Origin of the sequence: Planosporangium mesophilum, from assembly GCF_016863255.1 — a bacterium.
Lineage (GTDB): Bacteria > Actinomycetota > Actinomycetes > Mycobacteriales > Micromonosporaceae > Planosporangium > Planosporangium mesophilum.
The window spans coordinates 1-19,445 of the sequence record NZ_BOON01000010.1; the positions used below are offsets into that span (position 1 = coordinate 1).

Here is a 19,445-nt window from a genome sequence, read left to right on the forward strand (position 1 = left end):
TCGTCGTGGACGGCTACGAGCTGCTGGTACAGGCCAGCATCGGGGTCACCGAGGCGGGCACCGGCGACGACCCGGAGTCGCTGCTGCGCAAGGCCGACATCGCGATGTACGCGGCCAAGGAGAGCGGCAAGGACAGCTTCGCCCGGTACCAGCCGGGCATGGGTGCCGACATCCTCGACCACGCCCAGCTCGGCGCCCAGCTTCGCCAGGCGCTCGACGGCGGCCAACTGACGGTGCGGTACCAGCCGGTGGTCCGACTGGCGGACCGCCGGATCATCGGCATGGAGGCGCTGGTGCGCTGGCGTCACCCCGAACGGGGTGAGATTTCGCCGGGTGACTTCATCCCGACGGCGGAGCGCACCGGCCTCATCGTGCCCCTCGGCCGCTGGGTGCTGCGCGAGGCGTGCCGGCAGAAGGCCGCGTGGCGCGAGGCGTACGGGGACAGCTCGCCGTCGACCATCGGGGTCAACGTGTCGGGGCGGCAGTTGCTCCAGCCGGGCTTCGCCGACGAAGTCGCCGACGCGGTGCACGAGGCCGGGCTGGAGCCGCACCACCTCGTCCTGGAGGTGACCGAGAACGCCGTCCTCACCGGCGGCCAGGCGTTCGATACGCTGCACGCCCTGCGCGCCTTCGGGGTGAAGATCGCGCTGGACGACTTCGGCACCGGCCAGTCGTCGCTGCGCCTGATCCGCACCTGCCCGGTCCACATCCTGAAGCTCGACAAGTCGTTCGTCCTGGCCGCCGCCACCACCGGTACCCAGGCGCGGCGGCAGGCGGCGGTCGCGTCGGCCGTGCTGCGCATCGCGGAGGACCTCGAGCTGGATGCGGTGGCCGAGGGCATCGAGAACGCCGAGCACGCGGACCGGATGGCCGCGCTGGGCTACCGGCTGGGCCAGGGTTACCACCTGGTCCGGCCGCTGCCGGCGGGCGAGATCGGGGCGCTGCTGGCACGGGAGGTGGCGCCACGGTAGGCGGGCGGGCACCGGTCCGCGGTACCCGCCCGGGTTGATCCGATCAGCCCTGGCTGATCAGGACGAACTTCTCTGCCGCGCCGATGGTGTCGGACTCGGCGACGAGGTCCGCGCCGGATCCGCTGAGCGACGCGAGACCGAGGTAGCGCCCGTTCTGGTGGCACAGCACGCTGACCGTGCCGTCGGTGTTGTGGACGGGGGTGAACGTGAGAGGAGTGGTGCCGCCGCCGTTTCGCAGGCGGAGCCCGATGCCGGCGACCGGCTCGCCGTTGACCGGCGTACCGGCGGCGTCCGTGAGCGTCATGGTTCCATCGGTGGCGAACGAGAACCTGAGCCCTAGTGCCCCCGCCGCGGAGGTGCCGTCGGCGGCCAGGGGCGACCCGGGCGGACCGGCCGTGACGTAGCCGGCGTTGAGGTTGGACTTCAGTGCAGCGTTCTGAGGTGACGGAAATCCGCGCAGGGTGAACCGCTGTGGTGAGTTGGGTCCCGCGGCGATCGTCGGACCGCTCGGGGTCAGCGGGCCCATGTTGCCGGGCCCGGTGGCGGTCACGTACATGTTGTTGACGAGCGCTCGCAGGCTGATCGTGCCGTCGTCGTTGTAGACGAGTGTGAACTTCTCCCACAGGCCGATCGTGCTGCGGTCGGCCACCAGCGGCACGTTGCCGTTGGTGTCCGCGGAGACGAAGCCCTTGCTGCCCTCCGACCGCAGCGCGTACAGGCCGTCGCCCGCGTCGAAGAGGACGAATCGCTCGGTCAGGCGGGTGTTGTCGTTCGCGGTCGCGGAGATGCGGCGCGTGTTGCGGTCGACGGTGACGTTGGTGCCGTTGGCCTGGGCGGTGAGGATGGACGCCACCGGCATGGCGGCCCGGTAGAAGTGCGTCTGGGCAGTGGCGTGACCGGCGTTGTTCGCGACCAGCGGTCCGGTGCCGCCGGCCTGGGTGGTGGTGACGAACAGGCCGTTGACGACGGCCTGGAGGCTGATCGTGCCGTCGTCGTTGGGGACGAGGAGAAACTCCTCCCACAGCCCGACGGCGGTGCGGTCGGCGATGAGCGGGTTGGCGCCCCCGTTGTTGGTGACGAGCTTGCCGTTGACGTTGGCCCTCAGGCTGACGGTGCCGTCGGCGTTGCCGACGAGGGTGAACTGCTCCCACGGGCCGAGCCGGGTCCGGTTGGACAGCAGCTGCGAGCTGCCGGCGTTGTCGGCGGTGACGAATTCGCTGTTGGCCTTCGACACGAGGCTGAACGGCGTGACCGGATCGGTGACGAAGGCGGCCGGCGGCCCGCTGCCCTCGGCGGACGCTGGGCCAGCGGCGGCGACCCCGACGGCGGCGGCCATGGTGACCGTGACGCCGAGCGCCGCCCAGGCTCTGGGCACATGATGCTTGATCAAAATTCCCCCTCCAAGAGGACCGATAAGGACGTACAGGTACGCGGATGGGCGAGCCGGGCCGGCGCCTGGTGGTAGGTGCCGGCCCGGCCGCGTGACGCGACGCCGCTGGAGAAGAAGAGCGAGGTGAGGGTGGCGTAGGCCCGATCACGACAGCTGGATGAACCCGAACTTCTCGGTCTGGCCGATGGTGGATGAGCGGGCGACGAGCTCGTCGCCGCCGGAACCCGAGCTGGCCAGACCGACGTAGAGCCCGTTGTTGACGCACAGCAGGCTGATGGTGCCGTCGATGTGGTTGACGATCCGGAAGGCGAGGCTGGTGTCCCCGTTGCCGTGGAGCAGCCTGATACCGCCGCCGGGGACGGCCTGGCCGTTGATCGGCACGTTCTGGGTGTCGACCAACGTCACCGTCCCGGCCTCCGTGAACGTGAGCCTGAGCCCGATCGGGCCGGTGACCGTGGTGCCGCTGGCGATCATGCGTGTGTCGGGGAAGATGCGGGTGACGAAGCCGCCGTTGGCGTTCGACCTCAGACCGGCGGCCTGCGTGCGCGGGAAGCCGACCATGGCGAACCGCTGCGGCGAGCGGCCGAAGGGCGCGTTGCCGGCGCTGTTGGCGATGAGCGGGCCGGTGTTGTTGGGGCTGGTGCTGCTCACCCACTGGTTGTTGACGATGGCGCGCAGGCTGATGCTGTTGTCGTCGTTCGTGACGAGGTCGAACGTCTCCCAGGGGCCGATCGCGGTGCGGTTGGCGACTAGTGGCGAGGCGCCCGCGTTCTCGGCGCTGACGAAGAACTTCGTACTGGCGGCGCGCAGGGCGTACCGTCCGTTGCCGGCGTCGAACAGGGAGAACTGTTCCGACCGGGTGGTCGCCGTCCCGCCGGTGGCGGTCAGTTGACTGGTGGCGGGGGAGACGGTGACGTTCTCGTCGTTCGCCCGCGACGTGACGACGGACGTCACCGGTTGAGCGGCCCGGTAGAACCGCGTGGTGGCGCTGCTGGTGTCGGTGTTGCTGGCCACGAGCAGACCGGTTTCACTGTTGAAGGCGACGAACTTGTTGTTGGCCCTCGACCTCAGGCTGAAGGCGCCGGGGTCGCCCGGTACGGCGGCGAGGTCGAACTTCTCCCACAGGCGGATCGCGGTGCGGTTGGCGATCAGCGGAGCGTTGCCCCCGTCCTCCGCGGTGACGAACCCGCCGCCGGCCCTGGCCTGGAAGCTGGTGGTGCCGTCGTCGTTGTCGATGAGCTTGAACAGCTCCCACTGGCCGATCAGGCTGCGGTTGGCGACCAGCGGCGAGGCGCCGGCGTTCTCGGCGGTGACGAAGCCGCTGCTGGCCTTGGACAGCATGCTGAACGGCCGGGTCGCGAACCGGTCGTCCACGGCGCTCGGACCGACAGCGCCGACCGGCGAGGCGAGTGCCGGGCCACCGGTGGCGGCCCCGACCGCGGCGACCATGGCGGCGGCCGTGACGCCGATCGCCGTCCAGGTCCCGGGTCCACGATTCTTGATCAAAGTTTCCCCCCAAGAGACGGTCGAGTACCGGACTTTCGGACTCGATCAGATATCCAAAGTGGACCCGCTGCAACTGGATCACAGTGCAGGCGCGCCGCCGTCGCGCGGCGTCGATCTCTCGTCGGCCGTCGCGGCGAATACGGCGCTCCGGCCGGTGGGGCAGGACCGTACGCACCGTTCGCCGCCGTCCACGAGCGACACCGCCGGCTCGGCCATGTCGAGGCCGAGCCCGTTCCGCCGGCGCAGCCGGTGCTCCGGTTCGTGCTCGCAGACCACGTACTGGTCGATCGAGGGTTGCAGGTGGCCCAGCGCCTCCAGGGGCTCGGAGTCCGCGGCGGTCCTGTCGGAGACCACGCCGACCACCTCCACCGACGGCGCGCCCAGCCGCTCCAGCGCGCGGATCAGGTCGTACTCGCGCTCGGCCGGTCACACGCACGCCTGACGAGCAGGCCGGGAATCGGGCGGGGCGCGAGTACCCGCGCCGGTTTGAGCGCACAGATGTCGGGAAGCTCCACCCATCGCCGGACACCCCACCCGAGAAGCAGGTGAATCATGAGGCGGATCACGATGGGCACCGCGGTCGGGGCAGCGGTCGCCGGGGTCGTCGTCAACCGGATCCTGACCGCACGCCGACGCAACCTCTGGCCGATGTCCACCGTCACCCAGGACGGGCGCAGGCCCCGCTGGCACGTCGTCACGGTGAACCGACCACCCGAGGAGGTCGCACCCGGCGGCAGGCTGCCCGAGCCCCTCGCCAAGCTCGGCGACCAGGTCGAGGTACAGGTCAACCGCGCGGTGGGTGACCGCGGAACGGCGCTGGCCGCCCGGCTGCGCCACGAACCGACCGGGGTCGTCGGCACCGCCGCGCGGGTCGCCGGCACCGATCCCCGCCAGCAGGTCCGGCTCGCACTGCGGGAGTCGAAGATGCTGCTGGAGACCGGCGAGATCCTCCAGCCCGACAAGCCGGGGACGGTCAAGCACACGATCACCGGCAAGCCACTGGACCTGGCGATCAGCCGAGCTCGCGGGGAGGGGCGACTGTGAGGGCACTCTGCTGGGAAGGCGTCAACGAACTGGCGGTCGAGGAGGTCCCCGACCCGCAGCTCCAGAACAAGCAAGACATGATCATCAAGGTCAAGCTCAGTGCGACCTGCGGCTCCGACCTCCACCTGGTCGACGGGTACATCCCGGCCATGCGCGCGGGCGACGTGATCGGCCACGAGTTCCTCGGCGAGGTCGTCGAGACCGGACCGGAGGTCCGTAAGCACCGCGTCGGCGACCGGGTGGTGGTCTGCTCGGTCATCGCCTGTGGTCGCTGCTGGTTCTGCGAACAGGGGCTCTTCTCCTGCTGCGACAACGGCAACACCAACCCCGGTATCCCCGAAATGATGTGGGGGCAGAGCCCTGCTGGCATCTTCGGGTACTCGCACGCGATGGGCGGGTTCAAGGGCAGCCACGCGGAGTACGTCCGGGTGCCGTACGCCGACCGAGGCGCGTTCACCGTCCCGGACGGGGTCGACGACGCGACCGCCCTGTTCGCGTCCGACGCGGCGCCGACCGGCTACATGGGCGCCGACCTCGGTGAGGTCAAGGCAGGCGACGTGGTGGCGGTCTGGGGCGCCGGGGGAGTCGGCCAGATGGCCGCCCAGTCGGCGATGCTCAAGGGCGCCGCGCGGGTCATCGTCATCGACCGGTTCGACTACCGGCTCGACATGGCCGCGCACCACCTCGGCGTCGAGACCCTCAACTACGAGGAGACCGACATCGACGGCGAACTGCGCGAGCGCAGCGACGGGCGCGGGCCCGACGTCTGCATCGAGGCGGTCGGGATGGAGGCACACACCCCCAACCCGGTGGCGTACCGCTGGGAACAGCTCAAGCAGCAGACCCGCGTCCTGGAGCTCGACCGGCCGCACGCGCTGCGCCAGGCCATCATGGTCTGCCGCAAGGGCGGCATGGTGTACGTGCTGGGCGTGTTCGCCGGCTGGATCGACAAGTTCCCGATGGGCGCGCTGATGAACAAGGGCCTGACCATGCGCTCGGCCCAGCAGCACGGGGAGCGCTACATCCCCATGCTGCTGGAGCGGATGTCGCGGGGCGAGTTCAAGACCGCCCACCTGATGACCCACCCGATGCCGCTGTCCGAAGGCGCGCGCGGCTACGACCTGTTCAAGCACAAGAAGGACGGCTGCGTACGCGCGGTCTTCTACCCGGACGGGGACGGCCGGGTCACCAGAGGCTGAGCGACCGTACGAAAATCCCGGCGATGTCGTCGGCCGTCGCCGGCCGGGGCGCGGTCGCCAGCAGGCGCTGCTGTTTCATCGTGCCGGCGACGAGGTTGTCCACGTCCGCCTCGGAGTAGCCGACCGCGCCCACCCCGTTCGGGATCCCGATGTCGCGCATCAGCGCGATGAGCGCGGTCGGCAGCGACTCGGCCGGGTCGTCGGCCCGGATACCCGGAGCCAGCAGCCCGGCGGCCCGGACATGGCGGTCGGGACAGGCGGGGAACGTGAACCGGAACGCCTCCGGGGCGGTCAGCGCGACGGCCATGCCGTGCGGCACCAGCGGCTCGGCGTCCGGGTAGCCGTCCGGGCGGTACTCGCGTACCCCGCCGGCGATGGGGTACGCGTTGGCGTGCGGGATGTGCACGCCCGCGTTGCCGAAGCCCATGCCGGCGAAGGTCGCCGCGAGCGCCATGTCGGTACGCGCGGCCACGTCGTCGCCGTCTGCCACCGCGGCCCGGAACGACCGGGCCAGCAGCTCGATGGCCTTCTCCGACCACATGTCGGCGACCGGGTTCGCGCCGCAGTACGGCACCCGCTGCTCCGGCCTCTTGCGTTCGAAGGCGGTGTAGGGCATCGCCGTGTAGCTCTCGAGCGCGTGGCAGAGGATGTCCATGCCGCACGCGGCCGTGACGATCGCCGGCTGGGTCATGGTCAGCAGCGGGTCGACGACGGCGAGGGTGGGCCGCAGCCGGACATGGCTGATGCCGGTCTTGACCTTGAGGTCGAGCACGTCGAGGACGCAGATGGTGGTGCTCTCCGAGCCGGTACCGGTGGTGGTCGGTACGGCGACCAGCGGCTTCAGTGGCTGTGACGGCCCCCGCCCGCCCCCGACCGGCGCGTTGACGTAGTCCATCAGGTCGCCCGGGTTCGTCGTGAGCAGGTTGACCGCCTTCGCGGTGTCGATGCTGGACCCGCCGCCGACCGCCACGAACGCGTCCCACGGCCCGCTCTGCCGGGCGGCGTCGACGGCGTGCCGCAGCGAGGCGTCGGTCGGCTCGACGTGGACGTCGGTGAAGATCTCGGCCTCGATGCCGTACCCGCGGATCGCGTCGGCGACCCGCTGCGGTGACCCGGTGGCCGCGACGCCTGCGTCGGTGACGACCAGAACCCGGCGCACGCCGTACCGGCCCAGGTCGAAGCCGATCTCGTCGGCGGCGCCGGCGCCGAACTTCAGGTCGGGCGTACCGTACGTGAACACCGTCTCCGCGGTCATGAGATCTCCTCCAGGGCCTTGCGGATCTCGTCGGGTACGGGCACCGGACGGCGGGTCGCCGCGTCGACGTACACGTGCACGAAGCGGCCGACGGCGGCCGGCTCCTCGCTGCCCGGCCCGAACAGGGCCAGCCGGTAGACCACGCTCGACGTGCCCAGCCGCTCCAGGGCGATCCCGGCGGTCACCACGTCGGGGAAGCGTAGCTCCGAGAAGTACCGGCAGGAGGTCTCGACCACGAGCCCGACCGCCGGCAGCCGCCGGATGTCGGTGCCGGTCGCTTCGATGAGCCACCCGTTGACCGCGGTGTCGAACATCAGGTAGTGGACCACGTTGTTGACGTGACCGTAGACGTCCTCGTCCGACCACCGGGTCGGCTGGTCCCGCAGGACGGGGAAGTCCTCCCGGCGCAGCCGGCGCGGTTCGTCGTCGCTGGAATCCATTCCCGCAGCTTAGGTCTCCTGATGATCGTCAATGACCGGGGTACCGCACCGTCCGAAGTGGACAGCGCCCACACCGCTCTCTGTTTCGTCCGCCGGCCTCGGGGCAGCAGCCGCCGCACCTACGTCACGGCACCGACGCCGACGAGGCGGTAGAAGGCGGGAGAAATGGTCACGCGAAGGCAACTCCTCACAGCGGGGGCCGTCGGGGCCGCTGCCCTGGTGCTTCCACAAGGTACCCGACGAGGCTGGGCGCACAGCCGCGTCGCCGCTCCACTTCAGCCAACGGCGATCCCCAAGTACGTCACCGAGCTGGTGGTCCCGCCGGTGATGCCGCCGGTCGCGGGCTCGTCGACCCGGCCGGTCGACCGGTACGTCATCGCCGTCCGGCAGTTCAGCCAGCAGATCCTGCCCTCCGGCCTGCCCAGGACGGCCATCTGGGGGTACGGCGTGCAGGGGCGCACCGAGACGTTCAGCTATCCGTCGTTCACCATGGAGGCCAAGGTGGACCGTCCGGTGGGGGTCACCTGGGTCAACGAGCTCGTCGACTCCGACGGCAACTACCTGCCCCACCTGGTACCGGTCGACCCGACGCTGCACTGGGCGAACCCGCCGGGCGGGACGTCCGGCCGGGACTCCATGCCGATGTTCACCGCGACACCGGGGCCGTACACCGGGCCGGTACCGTTCGTCACCCACCTGCACGGCGCGCACACGAGCGAGGACAGCGACGGCTACCCGGAGGCGTGGTACCTGCCGAACGCGAAGAACGTCCCCGACGGCTACGCCAGGGTCGGCTCGTACTACGACCGGTTCCGGGACGAGTTCGCCGCCCGGCACGGTGGGGTGCAGTGGGCACCGGGTACGTCGGTCTTCCAGTACCCCAACCACCAGCAGGCGACCACGCTGTGGTTCCACGACCACACGCTGGGGATGACGCGGGTCAACGTGTACGCCGGACCGGCGGGGTTCTATCTGCTGCGCGGCGGCCCGTCCGACCTGCCGCCGGGGGTGCTGCCCGGGCCGGCACCGGCCCTGAACGACCCGCCGGGCACCCGGTACTACGAGATCCCGCTGCTGATCCAGGACCGTACGTTCAACGCGGACGGCTCGCTGTTCTACCCGAACAACCGGGTGGCCCCCAACGGGTCCCCGATCCCGGTCATACCGCACAGTGACGTGCCGCCCATGTGGAACCCAGGGTTCTTCGGCAAGACGATGGTGGTCAACGGCCGGACCTGGCCGGTGCTGCAGGTGGAGCCGCGACGGTACCGGCTGCGCCTGCTCAACGCGTGCGACTCCCGGTTCCTGCTGTTGAAGATCGTCGCGAAGCCGGACGAGACCCGACCGGCGAATCCGGTGCTGCCGTTCTGGCAGATCGGCGGCGACGGCGGATTCCTTCCTCGACCGCTCTGCCGGCAGCGGTTGTTCCTCGGCAACGCGGAGCGCGCCGATGTCATCGTCGACTTCACCGGGCTGCCCGCGTCCACCGAGCTGTACCTCATCAACGAGGGCGCGGACGGGCCGAACCACCGTGGCGAGCCGGTCACCGATTACGCGCCGGCGGACCCGAACACCACCGGCCAGGTGATGAAGTTCGTGGTCGGCGAGCGGGTCGGCGCCGACATGAGCCTGCCGCCGCAGTTCCTGGCCCTGCCCGCGGCCACCCCGCTCGGCGCCGCGTCCGTCACCCGCCGGCTGTCGCTGACCGACCACCTCAAGGCCAACCTGGGGCCGATCGGGCACGAGCTCGGCACGGTGGACGCGGCCGGGAACGCGGTACCGATGGCCTGGCACGACCCCGTCACCGAGAACCCCGCGGTGGGGGCGACCGAGATCTGGGAGTTCCACAACGCCAACCGGGACGCCCACCCCGTCCACATCCACGCGGTCCAGTTCCAGGTCGTCGGCCGCGGGGCCGACGGCAACGGGCCGCCGGACCCGGGCGAGGAGGGCCTCAAGGACACGGTCATGGTGTGGCCCAACGAGCTCACCCGGGTGAAGGCGCGGTTCGACCAGGCCGGGCGGTTCGTGTGGCACTGCCACATGATGTCGCACGAGGACCACGACATGATGCGGCCGTACCAGGTGGGTCCGTCCGGCGGGGTCGCCGCCGGCGACGGCGGGACCGCCGGCACGGACCCGGCCCTGGCCGCGACCGGCGCGGGCGTGCTGGCCACGGCCGCCGTCGGCGGTGCGGTGCTGGCGCGGCGGTACCTGGTCGACGCACCGCCGTCGCCGTGACCGGAAAGGGCCGCGGCGGGCCGGCCACCGGCGTCATGCTGGCCGCCCTCGTCGTCGTGCTGGCCGGTGTCGGTACCGGCCTGCTCGTCGCCGCCTTCCACGCGCCGCCGCCGCGGCCGCCGCAGCCCGTCGCGCAGGCCCGGCCGGCGCGGCTGGCAGCGGCCGTACCGGCACCGGAACCGGCCTCGCCCACGCCGGCCGCACACCCGCCGGCCGCGGGAAGCGCGCCGACCGCGGGCACGCCGGATCCGCAGCCCGGCCTCGCGCGGTCGCAGCCGACCCGTATCACGATCCCGAAGATCGGGGTCGCGGCCCCGGTCGTGCCGGTCGGGCTGGACCGGGCCGGCGCGGTGCAGGCGCCGCCGTTGGCGCAGGCCCAGCTCGCGGGGTGGTACGAGCCGGGCCCGAGCCCGGGGGAGGACGGCAGCGCCGTCATCGTGGGGCACGTCGACTCCCGCCGGACCGGTCCGGGCGTCTTCTTCCGGCTCGGCGCACTGCGGCCCGGGGACACGATCGAAGTGACCCGCGCGGACGGGGCCACCGTGCGGTTCACAGTGGACGGCGTCGAGGCGTACCCGAAGGCCGCCTTCCCGGCCGGGCTCGTCTACGGCCCGGCCGGTCCGGTCGCGACGGCCGCCCTGCGCCTGGTGACCTGCGGCGGACGGTACGACGCCCGCGCGCACGCGTACCTCGACAACGTCATCGTGTTCGCCACGCTGTCACCGGGTCAGAGCACGAACGAGTCCGTCCACAGTTGACCGGAGCGGCCGGACAGCGCATCGAGCAGCGCCACCGCCTGGCCGTCGGTCAGCGAGGCGACGAAGTCGACGATGGCCCGGCCGCGCGCCATCGCGGCCAGCTCGGCCCGGGTCGGCCGGGCGATCAGGCCGAGCGTGGCCGGGTCGTCCGCCAGCCCGGCCAGCTCCGCCTCGGCCAGCTCCACCAGGTCGTGCACCCGGCGGGGCAGCCGCGCGGTCTCTTCGGGGTCGACCATCCAGTCGTACAGCGCCTCCACCAGGGTGCCGATCAGCGCGGCCTGACCGCGCTGGTGCAGGGCCAGGTCCGGCCGGGCGAGCACGAACCTGTGGTGGACGAACTTGAGGACCTGTACCTCGTGCCACTGGCGTGGGCGCAGCAGTACGTGGCCGGAGCGCACCGGCGGGTCGGGGCACACTTCGATCGCGTCGATGAGGCGGCGCGTCCAGCGCGCCGAGAATCGCGCCACGCTCTGCTCCGCCTCGACGGACCCGTCGAACGGCGCGGCGAGCAGGCCGTCCACGAGCTCGTGCCGGACGTGCTCCACCGCCGCCCGGAACGCGTCGTCGCACGCGATCCAGCTGTCCTTGCGGTGCAGGTCGCGGCGCAGCTGCTCGGCCGACCGCCCGGGTCGGCGGACGGTCGCGGCGAGGGTCTCGGCGGGCAGCGACCGCAGCGCGTCGGCGTCGCGCTGCCAGGCCATCAGCTCGGTGGCGACCGACCCCTGCTGGAGGACGCCGACGCGGTGGAAGTCCTCCAGGTCGTGGATGGCGTACGCGATGTCGTCGGCGGTGTCCATGACCGACGCCTCGACCGTCTGCTGCCAGTCGTCCACCCGCCCGGCGAACGGCTCCCGCGCCTGCCGCAGGTCGTCCAGCTCCGTCACGTACGCGCCGAACTTGACCGATCCCCGGGTCGGGTCGGCGGGCGGTGGGGCGGCTCCGCGCGGCGGCGGGTCGAGGTACCGGACGTGGGGCTGGGGGTACGTGTGCCGCGTCCACGGGTACTTGAGCATGGCCGCGCGGACGGCGGCGGTGAGGTCCAGCCCGATGGTCTCGCCGCGGGTCTGGTTGCTGGTCACGATCCGGTACGACTGCGCGTTGCCCTCGAACCCGTCGGGAAGCGCGAACCGTTGGCGGGCAAGGGTGTCGAGGACCCGCTCGCCGAGGTGGCCGAACGGCGGGTGCCCGAGGTCGTGGGCGAGCGCCGCGGCCTCGACGACGTCCGCGTCGCAGCCGCCGAGCTTGTCCAGCAGGTCGCGGTACCGGGGATCGGCGGTCAGCCGCTCCGCGATGACGCGCGCCACCTGCGCCACCTTGAGGCTGTGCGTGAGTCGGTTGTGTACCAGCAGGCCGGACCCGCCCGGGCTGATCACCTGCGTGACACCGCCGAGCCGCGCGAAGTGCGGCGAGCTGACGATGCGGTCCCGGTCGACCCGGTACGGGCTCGCGGCCAGGTCTCCGGCTGCGATCATTCCCGCGCCCGAGAGGCGCAGGGCTCGCTGGTCAGCCGGCACATCCATGATCCAACCCTAGTCGACGGCCGGCCATGATCATGGTGAGGGACGTCACCCCGGAGGCGTCAGGATGTGACGGAGAGATCGAGTTCCGCGACGACCGGGTAGTGGTCGGAGGCGGACTCCGTATCGCCGCCGCGGACGACCCGGCAGGACCGGACGAGCCGCGCGACGGGTTCGGTACCGAGGATGTAGTCCAGCCGCATCCGGGAGAACTCGCCGCCGTTGCCGTGCGTGGTCGGCACGGTGTGGTCCGGGCCGGTCGTCCCGGCACGGCGGTACAGGTCGACGAAGCCGGCGTCGGCGAGGGCCCGCACCGCGCGCGTGTCCACCTCACCGCCGGACCGCAGGTGCCGCGACCGGTGGTGCGCCGGCAGCGCGCGGATCCGCTCGGTGTGGTCGGTCCACGGATCCAGCGAGTTCAGGTCGCCCATGAGCAGCACCATGCGTCGGGAGTCGGCGCGGCTCGCCAGCCAGCGGGCCTCCCACAGCCGGCGTGCCCCGGAGAACGGGTACAGGTGGGTGCCGATCACCGTGAGCGGGCCGGCGTCGGTGCGCACGGTCACCTCGCCGGCCGCGTGGTGGAACGGGCGGCGGAGGTGCCGGGCGGAGATGACCGTGGCGGGCTCGGAGACCAGGACGGCGACCGGCTGGCCGCCCAACCGGGACCGGCTGAGGAAGGCGCGCGCGCCGGTGGCCTCGGCCAGCAGCCGGATCAGCCGCCCGCCGTGGCGGTGGTGGTGCTGAAGTTCCTGGAGGGCCAGGACGTCTGGCCGCTGCTCCTTGATGATCCGGGCGATCGCGTCCAGCCGGCCGCCCCGACCGCCGTTCTTGATGTTGTAGGTCATCACGGTCAGCCCCATGACCGCCAGTCTCCGCCCCGGCGCCGCGACCGTCCCATGTTTCAGTGGCCCGGCGCGCCTGTTTGTGGTGCGGGCGCCTGGGTAGCGACGGCACGCGGCCGGAGGGGGCGGGCATGAAGTACAACGAGTTCATCGAGGCGGTCGCCGGGCGCGTGGGCGGATCGCAGGACGAGGCCGCGGTCCTCGCGGTCGCCGTACTCGCGACCCTGGCGGAACGGCTGACCGCCGACGAGGCCCACGACCTGTCCTCGGAGTTGCCGAAGGCGCTACAGGGTCCGCTGCGCGGACGGCGCAGCCGACCGGCCGAAGCGTTCGGGGTCGACGAGTTCGTCCGCCGGGTGGCAGAACGCGCCGGGGTGGGCCCGGATCGGGCGAGGGTCGGGACCCGCGCGGTGTTCGCAACCCTGCACGAGGCGGTCAGCGGCGGCGAGTTCCGCGACGTCGTGGCCCAGCTTCCGCCGGAGTTCGCGGACCTGATCGAGACGGTTCCGCGACACACCCGGGCGCCCGGCTGATCCGATGCTCAGGCGATCGTCTGCCACCAGCCGTCGACGCTCGGCGGGTCGTCGACGTCGACGCGCTCGCCCGGGCGGGGTACGGCCAGCCGGACCCCGCGCGCCTTCGCCTCGCGCCACAGGCGGTCCGCCGGCTCGCCCCAGTCGTGGAAGGCGAGGTTGAAGGTGGCCCAGTGCAGCGGGATGAGCAGGTCCCCGCGCAGGTCGAGGTGGGCGGTGACGCCCTCTTCCGGTGTCATGTGGATGTCCGGCCAGGCGGCGCTGTACGCGCCGATCTGCATCAGCGTCACGTCGAAGGGGCCGTGCTCGGCGCCGACGGCGGCGTAGCCGTCGAAGTACCCGGAGTCGCCGCTGTAGAAGACCCGCCGGGTCGGACCGGTCAGTACCCACGAGGCCCAGAGGCTCTTGTCCCGGGAGAACGCGCGTCCGGAGAAGTGGCGGGCGGCGGCCGCGGTGAGTCGGAGGCCTCCGACGGTGACCGTCTCGTCCCAGTCCAGCTCGACGATCCGCTCCGCAGGGACGCCCCAGCGCTCGAGGTGCGCGCCGACGCCCAGGGGCACCACGAACGGCGCGGACTGGGTACGCGTCAGCGCGCGTACCGTGGCCATGTCGAGGTGGTCGTAGTGGTCGTGGGAGGCGACGATCGCGTCCAGCCGGGGCAGCTGGTCCAGCGGTACCGGTGCCGGGTGCAGCCGCAGCGGCCCTACCCGCGGCGACGGGGAGCAGCGCTCGCTCCACACCGGGTCGAACAGCACCCGCTGACCCTCGATCTCGACCAGGGCGGAGGAGTGGCCGTACCAGATCACGTGCAGCCCGTCGGCGGTCGGCTGCGCGTCCCCCGGGGTGACCAGCGGTACCGGGATCGACGGTCGGCGCCGGTGCCGGTCCGTCATCAGGTCGCGCAGCAACTTCCGGGTCGCGCCGGGAGGCATCACGCGGGCCGGGACCGAGTTGTGGAAGACGCCCTCGCGGTACTGCGGCGATCGCCGTATCCGGTCGGCCCGCTCGCCGGACGGCGGTGACCCCAGGGCGGCCCGGACGTCGCGCAGCGCCCAGGCGGCGGCACCGCCGACGACCGCGGCTGCGGTGAGCCGACTTGCCCACCCGTGGCGCGTCGATGACCTCGCGGAGCAGCCGCGTGCTGTCTTCGGCATGTCGGGCCCACCTCACGTCGGTACCGGGGACCCTTCAGTGTGTCGGACTGAGGGATCATCGCACCAGTCGCCGACCCGGGATCGCTCGGTCGAACCGTTCCGGACGTCTCCACGTACCTCTGGTTGACGCCCGCGCCGGTCCGCATCCCCGGGCCGGCGCGGCCGCCGCCCTTCCCGGTGGCGTGCCCCCGCCGCCGGGAAGGGCCCATTACGCGAGCCGGGGCGGGCCTGTCACGCCGGGGCGCGGGGTCAGGAGGCCGACGGCGCGGGCGTCGGGCTGGGGGACTCGCCGGGAGCCGGCAGCGCGCTGCCCTTCACGAAGTCGTCCCACGACATGTTCCACGCGGTCCAGCCGTTGCCCGCCGAGAGGTTGTGCTCGGTGCCCTTGACGACCACCGGGTCGCCCACCTTGACCCAGCTGTAGATCCACTGGCCGTTCTCGGTGGAGACGTTGACGCAGCCGTGCGACACGTTGGTGTGCCCCTGCTGGGCCACCGACCAGGGCGCGGCATGGATGAACTGCCCGTCCCAGGTCAGCCGCTCCGCGAACTGCACGTCGGTGCGGTACCCCTCGGGCGAGTTGACCGGGGTCCCGTACGTCGAGGAGTCGAACGTGGTCTTGTCCAGCCGCTCCATGATCACCATGGTGCCGTAGAACGAGGGGTGCTGAGGGCTGCCCAGGCTGACCGGCATCGTCTTGACGACCTGGTCGTCCTGGAGGGCGGTCAGCTGCTTGGTCGCGTTGTCGACCCGGATGACGCGCCTCGTGTTGTCGATGGTCGCGCCGATCGTGATGTCCTGCTGACCGTACCGGCCGCCGCCGACCGGCAGACCGCCCAGCGCGAAGCGCCCGTGAATCTTGGTCCCCGGCTGCCAGTACTCCTTCGGCCGGTACTCGACCTGACTGTTGCTGTCCCAGTGCCACGCGCCGGGCTGCGCCGGCTCGCTGGTGACGAAGAGGCGACGCTCGACGGCGGCGCGGTCGGCCGGCGCGACGCCGCCCTGCTTGAATTCGATCACGATCGGCATGGCCTGGCCGTACGTCGCGTGGTCGCTCATGTACAGGTGGGCGTCCATACGGTTGGCCGGCCGCTTCATCGTGGTGAACTTCGTCGTCTGGTCGATCGTCTTGCCCGTGGCCGACCTTGCGGTGACGGTGACCGTGTAGCCGGTGTCGTAGTCCAGCGGCTCGTCGGGCACCCATGAGCTGGCGTCGTCGCGGAGCTTGCCGCCGACGGATTTGTCGTGGGCGTCGGTGAGCTTGACGCGGGTGAGCGTGTCGGTGCCGCCCTGGAGCGCCACCTCGGCGGAGACGGGGACGTCGGTGGCGTCTTTCGCGGGGGTCACGGCCAGGACGGGGCCGGCCGGTTTCGACGCGCCCGGTTGGACGAATCTGTTGCCGGCCGCGTTGCAGCCGGCCAGAGCGAACACGGCGACCAGCGCCATGATCAGCGCAGCGCGCCGTTGTGGTTTCATGATCCCTCGCCCGTCTCCCGTCGGCCACTCCCTGTGTAGCAGGTGAACGCACAAGATCCAGGCGTTTGCCGGCGGCGTCCCGCCGGCAACGGGTCGAAATGGCTGAAAGTACGGCGGCCGCCTCCCCCATGATCGTGAAGAGCCCGCGTCTTCACGATCATCGGGAAGTGGCGTCGCCGGGCCGACCGTCACTGGGACGGCTGCGGCACCTGACAGTTGATCTTCGGGTTGACGCCGGCGTAGTTGAGCGGTCCGGCCAGGATCGTGACGGCGGTGGTGCCCGCCTTGGCGCAGTTGTCCTGGGAACTGCTGTAGTAGCCGCGCTGACCGGCCGCCAGAACGCCGATGAGCAGCCAGATGAGGACGATTACTCCGCCTATGCCTCCGGTACGCACCGTATGCCTCCAGGTCGCGAGATCCAGATGTGGGGGGTGCCGGCGGTTGGTCGGGGGACCCTCCGCTGGGCGGCAGGTTGATACCCATCGGTCATCAATGTCTAAACGGCGCCGCAGTGGCGCCGCCCGACCCCCTGGATGGGCACCGCGGTACGCCGTGGCTACCTTCGAAGTGGGCGGCGCTACCGAGGATGGGTCGGGAGCGGAATGGGTTGGATGCCTCGGCGGTGGGCTCGGCCGGTCCGCGCCCCGTCCGCCGGGTTGGTCAGGCGGGGTCAGGAGTTCGGGCTTCGGACGGCGAAGACGACCCTGGCCGCGGTGTTGTCGTACATCGTGGCCGATTACCTGCACACCAGTCCGCAGCCGGTGCTCGCGCCGCTGACCGCGCTGCTGGTGGTCCAGCTGACCATGTACGAGACCGTGGAGCACGGGCTGGAGCGGGTCCTGAGCGTGGTGGCGGGTGTGCTGGTCGCCGTCGCCGTCGCCACCTTCGTCGGCCTCACCTGGTGGAGCCTGGGTGCCCTGATCGCCCTGTCGCTGATCGTCGGCGAGCTGGTACGGCTCGGGCCCCACCTGTTGGAGGTGCCGATCACCGCGATGTTGATCCTCGCAGTCGGCGGCGCCGAGGTGGCCGCGCTCGGGCGGGTGTACGAGACGCTCATCGGCGCAGCTGCGGGGATCCTGGTCAACGCACTGATCGTGCCGCCGCTGCACGTGCGTCCGGCCAGTGACGCCATCGGCGACCTGGCCGACCGGATGGCCCGGTACCTGTGCGGGCTCGCCGCGCAGCTGCGGGAGGGATGGTCACCGGAGGCGGCCGAGCACTGGCTGGCCGAGTCGCGTGCGCTCGGCACCGAGGTGCTGCGTGCCGACCAGTCACTGGCCCGCGCCGAGCAGAGCGCCCGGCTCAACCCGCGCGGCGGGGCGGCGCAGGAGGCGCTGTCCCGGCTGCGGACGGCGTTGACCGGCCTGGAGCACTGCTACGTGTCGCTGCGCCAGCTGTCCCGGGGGCTGTACGAGCGCACCACCATGGTCGCCGGCACCGAGGACGCGGAGCCGTACGGTCCGGAGGCCCGCGCCGTGCTCGCGGACATGTTGGAGCGGGCCGCCGAGGCGCTGACCGGCGTGGTCGGGGTGGCCTGCGGATCCACCCCTGCGGAGGCGGCCCGCGCGCGGGTCGCGGCGCAGACGGCCGAGCTGCACCGGCTGCGCCACCGGCTCAGTGAGCTGCTGCTGGTCGATCCGCACACCGACCAGGGGGCGTGGCAGCAGCACGGCGCGCTGTTGGCGGCGATCGACCGGGTACGGATCGAGGTGCAGTCGGCGGTCCGGCCGGCGCGGGTACCGTGGCGCCCCCACCTGGAGCCGGAGCGCCAGCGGCAGGCGGTACGGCGGGTCATGGACGCGGCGGCGCAGGCGGCCGTCGAGCTGCGGCCCATCCTGCCCAGTACCCGGATCGGCACCCTGGCCGGCCGGCGCCGGCTGCTCAGGAGGCAGGCGATCGCGCGGCAGCAGGCTCCCCGCCGTAGCGCTCCCCGGCGGCTCTTCCGGGACGTGATCGCGCGACTGCCCGGTCGGCCGGGCGCCCGCCACTGATCGTGGGTACGCAGGCATGTGCACGATCGGCCAGGCACCGCGGTGGCCCGTCGCCTACCGTGGAACAGAGGGGACGGCCGTCCGCCGCCGAGCGCACCCTGGAGCCGCCATGACCACCCCGACCAACCGGGAGATCCACCTCGCCAGTCGCCCGGAGGGGTGGCCCACCGCCGAGAACTTCCGGCTGGTGGAGGTGCCGGTGCCCGAGCCAGGCCCGGGTCAGGTGGTGGTGCGTAACCGGGTGATGTCGGTCGACCCGTACATGCGGGGCCGGATGAACGCCGGGGAGTCGTACATCCCGTCCTTCCGGGTGGGGGAGGCCATGGACGGCGGGGCCGTCGGCGAGGTGGTCGCCTCGGCCAGCCCCGGCCTCGCCGTCGGCGACACGGTCCTGCACGGCCTCGGCTGGCGCGAGTACGCGCGGCTCGACGCGGACAAGGCGCGCAAGGTCGACACCACCGCCGCGCCGCTCTCGGCCTACCTCGGGGCGCTGGGCATGGTGGGGTTGACCGCGTACGTCGGGCTGCTCGACATCGCCGCGATGCGACCGCGCGACACGGTCTTCGTCTCCGGCGCGGCCGGCGCGGTGGGCAGCATCGCGGGGCAGATCGCGAAGCTGCGCGGGTCGCCCCGGGTGATCGGCAGCGCCGGCTCGGCGGCCAAGGTCGAGTACGTCACCCGCGAGCTCGGCTTCGACGCGGCGTTCAACTACCACGACGGCCCGGTCGCCGAGCAGCTCAAGGCGGCCGCGCCGGACGGCATCGACGTGTACTTCGACAACGTGGGCGGCGACCACCTCGAGGCGGCGATCGACTCGCTGAACCTGCACGGGAGGGTCGCGCTGTGCGGGGCGATCTCGCAGTACAACGCCGAGGAGGCGGCCCCGGGGCCGCGCAACCTCTTCCTGGCCGTCGGCAAGCGGCTCACGCTGCGCGGCTTCCTCGTCGGCGACCACGCCGACCGGATGCCGGACTTCGTGGCCGAGGTCGGCGCGTGGCTGCGCGAAGGTCGGCTGCGGGTCGACGAGACCGTCGTCGAGGGGATCGAGAACGCCCCGGAGGCGTTTCTCAGCATGCTGCGTGGCGCGAACCGCGGCAAGATGCTCGTCCGCCTGGCCTGAGCGGACCG

General features: G+C 71.9%; 18 protein-coding genes. 8 read left to right on the forward strand and 10 right to left on the reverse strand.

The window, feature by feature from the left end; translation table 11 throughout:
* Positions 1–971: putative bifunctional diguanylate cyclase/phosphodiesterase (locus Pme01_RS05965; RefSeq protein WP_203935459.1), on the forward strand; the 971-nt coding region annotated here is incomplete at its 5' end.
* Positions 972–1,014: 43 nt separating this feature from the next.
* Here the strand turns inward: Pme01_RS05965 and Pme01_RS05970 are convergent.
* The 3 genes from Pme01_RS05970 to Pme01_RS05980 all read right to left on the reverse strand — a co-directional run bounded on the left by Pme01_RS05970 (position 1,015) and on the right by Pme01_RS05980 (position 4,221).
* Positions 1,015–2,346: a fascin domain-containing protein gene (locus tag Pme01_RS05970; RefSeq protein WP_168114693.1), complete on the reverse strand. Its 1,332-nt coding sequence runs from the start codon at positions 2,344–2,346 to the stop codon at positions 1,015–1,017.
* Between the two features lie 159 nt (positions 2,347–2,505).
* On the reverse strand, positions 2,506–3,867 hold the full coding sequence (locus tag Pme01_RS05975; RefSeq protein ID WP_168114694.1) for a fascin domain-containing protein: 1,362 nt from the start codon (positions 3,865–3,867) through the stop codon (positions 2,506–2,508).
* Between the two features lie 78 nt (positions 3,868–3,945).
* A complete protein-coding gene (locus tag Pme01_RS05980; protein ID WP_168114695.1) occupies positions 3,946–4,221 on the reverse strand; it encodes a hypothetical protein in 276 nt (91 codons plus the stop codon).
* Positions 4,222–4,419: 198 nt separating this feature from the next.
* Between Pme01_RS05980 and Pme01_RS05985 the strand changes: the two genes are divergently transcribed.
* Together Pme01_RS05985 and Pme01_RS05990 are read left to right on the forward strand one after the other, a co-directional pair.
* A complete protein-coding gene (locus tag Pme01_RS05985; RefSeq protein ID WP_203935460.1) occupies positions 4,420–4,911 on the forward strand; it encodes an SRPBCC family protein in 492 nt (163 codons plus the stop codon).
* Positions 4,908–6,110, forward strand: a complete 1,203-nt coding sequence (locus Pme01_RS05990; protein ID WP_168114696.1) for a zinc-dependent alcohol dehydrogenase — start codon at positions 4,908–4,910, stop codon at positions 6,108–6,110. The genes Pme01_RS05985 and Pme01_RS05990 overlap by 4 nt, the downstream gene beginning before the upstream one ends.
* Here the strand turns inward: Pme01_RS05990 and Pme01_RS05995 are convergent.
* Both Pme01_RS05995 and Pme01_RS06000 read right to left on the reverse strand, forming a co-directional pair.
* Positions 6,097–7,365 (reverse strand): hydroxyacid-oxoacid transhydrogenase, encoded by a 1,269-nt coding sequence (locus Pme01_RS05995; RefSeq protein WP_168114697.1) that lies wholly within the window; start codon positions 7,363–7,365, stop codon positions 6,097–6,099. The two genes, Pme01_RS05990 and Pme01_RS05995, sit on opposite strands and share 14 nt — an antisense overlap.
* Complete coding sequence (locus tag Pme01_RS06000; protein ID WP_168114698.1) at positions 7,362–7,805, reverse strand: acyl-CoA thioesterase; 444 nt, start codon at positions 7,803–7,805, stop codon at positions 7,362–7,364. The genes Pme01_RS05995 and Pme01_RS06000 overlap by 4 nt, the downstream gene beginning before the upstream one ends.
* Positions 7,806–7,970: 165 nt before the next feature.
* Here Pme01_RS06000 and Pme01_RS06005 point away from each other — a divergent pair, with 165 nt between their 5' ends.
* Positions 7,971–10,046 (forward strand): multicopper oxidase family protein, encoded by a 2,076-nt coding sequence (locus tag Pme01_RS06005; RefSeq protein WP_168114699.1) that lies wholly within the window; start codon positions 7,971–7,973, stop codon positions 10,044–10,046.
* 35 nt (positions 10,047–10,081) lie between these two features.
* Complete coding sequence (locus Pme01_RS06010; RefSeq protein WP_168114863.1) at positions 10,082–10,804, forward strand: class F sortase; 723 nt, start codon at positions 10,082–10,084, stop codon at positions 10,802–10,804.
* Here the strand turns inward: Pme01_RS06010 and Pme01_RS06015 are convergent.
* Both Pme01_RS06015 and Pme01_RS06020 read right to left on the reverse strand, forming a co-directional pair.
* Positions 10,774–12,324: a deoxyguanosinetriphosphate triphosphohydrolase family protein gene (locus Pme01_RS06015; RefSeq protein WP_168114700.1), complete on the reverse strand. Its 1,551-nt coding sequence runs from the start codon at positions 12,322–12,324 to the stop codon at positions 10,774–10,776. The genes Pme01_RS06010 and Pme01_RS06015 overlap by 31 nt on opposite strands.
* A gap of 59 nt (positions 12,325–12,383) precedes the next feature.
* On the reverse strand, positions 12,384–13,181 hold the full coding sequence (locus Pme01_RS06020) for an endonuclease/exonuclease/phosphatase family protein (RefSeq protein ID WP_168114701.1): 798 nt from the start codon (positions 13,179–13,181) through the stop codon (positions 12,384–12,386).
* A 113-nt stretch (positions 13,182–13,294) separates the two neighbouring features.
* Here Pme01_RS06020 and Pme01_RS06025 point away from each other — a divergent pair, with 113 nt between their 5' ends.
* On the forward strand, positions 13,295–13,696 hold the full coding sequence (locus Pme01_RS06025; protein WP_168114702.1) for a DUF2267 domain-containing protein: 402 nt from the start codon (positions 13,295–13,297) through the stop codon (positions 13,694–13,696).
* 8 nt (positions 13,697–13,704) lie between these two features.
* Here the strand turns inward: Pme01_RS06025 and Pme01_RS06030 are convergent, their stop codons facing one another.
* The 3 genes from Pme01_RS06030 to Pme01_RS06040 form a co-directional block, all read right to left on the reverse strand.
* A complete protein-coding gene (locus Pme01_RS06030; protein ID WP_168114703.1) occupies positions 13,705–14,850 on the reverse strand; it encodes an MBL fold metallo-hydrolase in 1,146 nt (381 codons plus the stop codon).
* A 249-nt stretch (positions 14,851–15,099) separates the two neighbouring features.
* A complete protein-coding gene (locus Pme01_RS06035) occupies positions 15,100–16,326 on the reverse strand; it encodes a L,D-transpeptidase (protein WP_168114704.1) in 1,227 nt (408 codons plus the stop codon).
* Between the two features lie 188 nt (positions 16,327–16,514).
* Positions 16,515–16,721 (reverse strand): hypothetical protein, encoded by a 207-nt coding sequence (locus Pme01_RS06040; RefSeq protein ID WP_168114705.1) that lies wholly within the window; start codon positions 16,719–16,721, stop codon positions 16,515–16,517.
* A 216-nt stretch (positions 16,722–16,937) separates the two neighbouring features.
* Between Pme01_RS06040 and Pme01_RS06045 the strand changes: the two genes are divergently transcribed.
* Both Pme01_RS06045 and Pme01_RS06050 read left to right on the forward strand, forming a co-directional pair.
* Positions 16,938–18,317: an FUSC family protein gene (locus Pme01_RS06045; RefSeq protein ID WP_275408500.1), complete on the forward strand. Its 1,380-nt coding sequence runs from the start codon at positions 16,938–16,940 to the stop codon at positions 18,315–18,317.
* A gap of 109 nt (positions 18,318–18,426) precedes the next feature.
* Positions 18,427–19,437, forward strand: a complete 1,011-nt coding sequence (locus tag Pme01_RS06050; protein ID WP_168114707.1) for an NADP-dependent oxidoreductase — start codon at positions 18,427–18,429, stop codon at positions 19,435–19,437.
* The last annotated feature ends 8 nt before the right edge of the window (positions 19,438–19,445 follow it).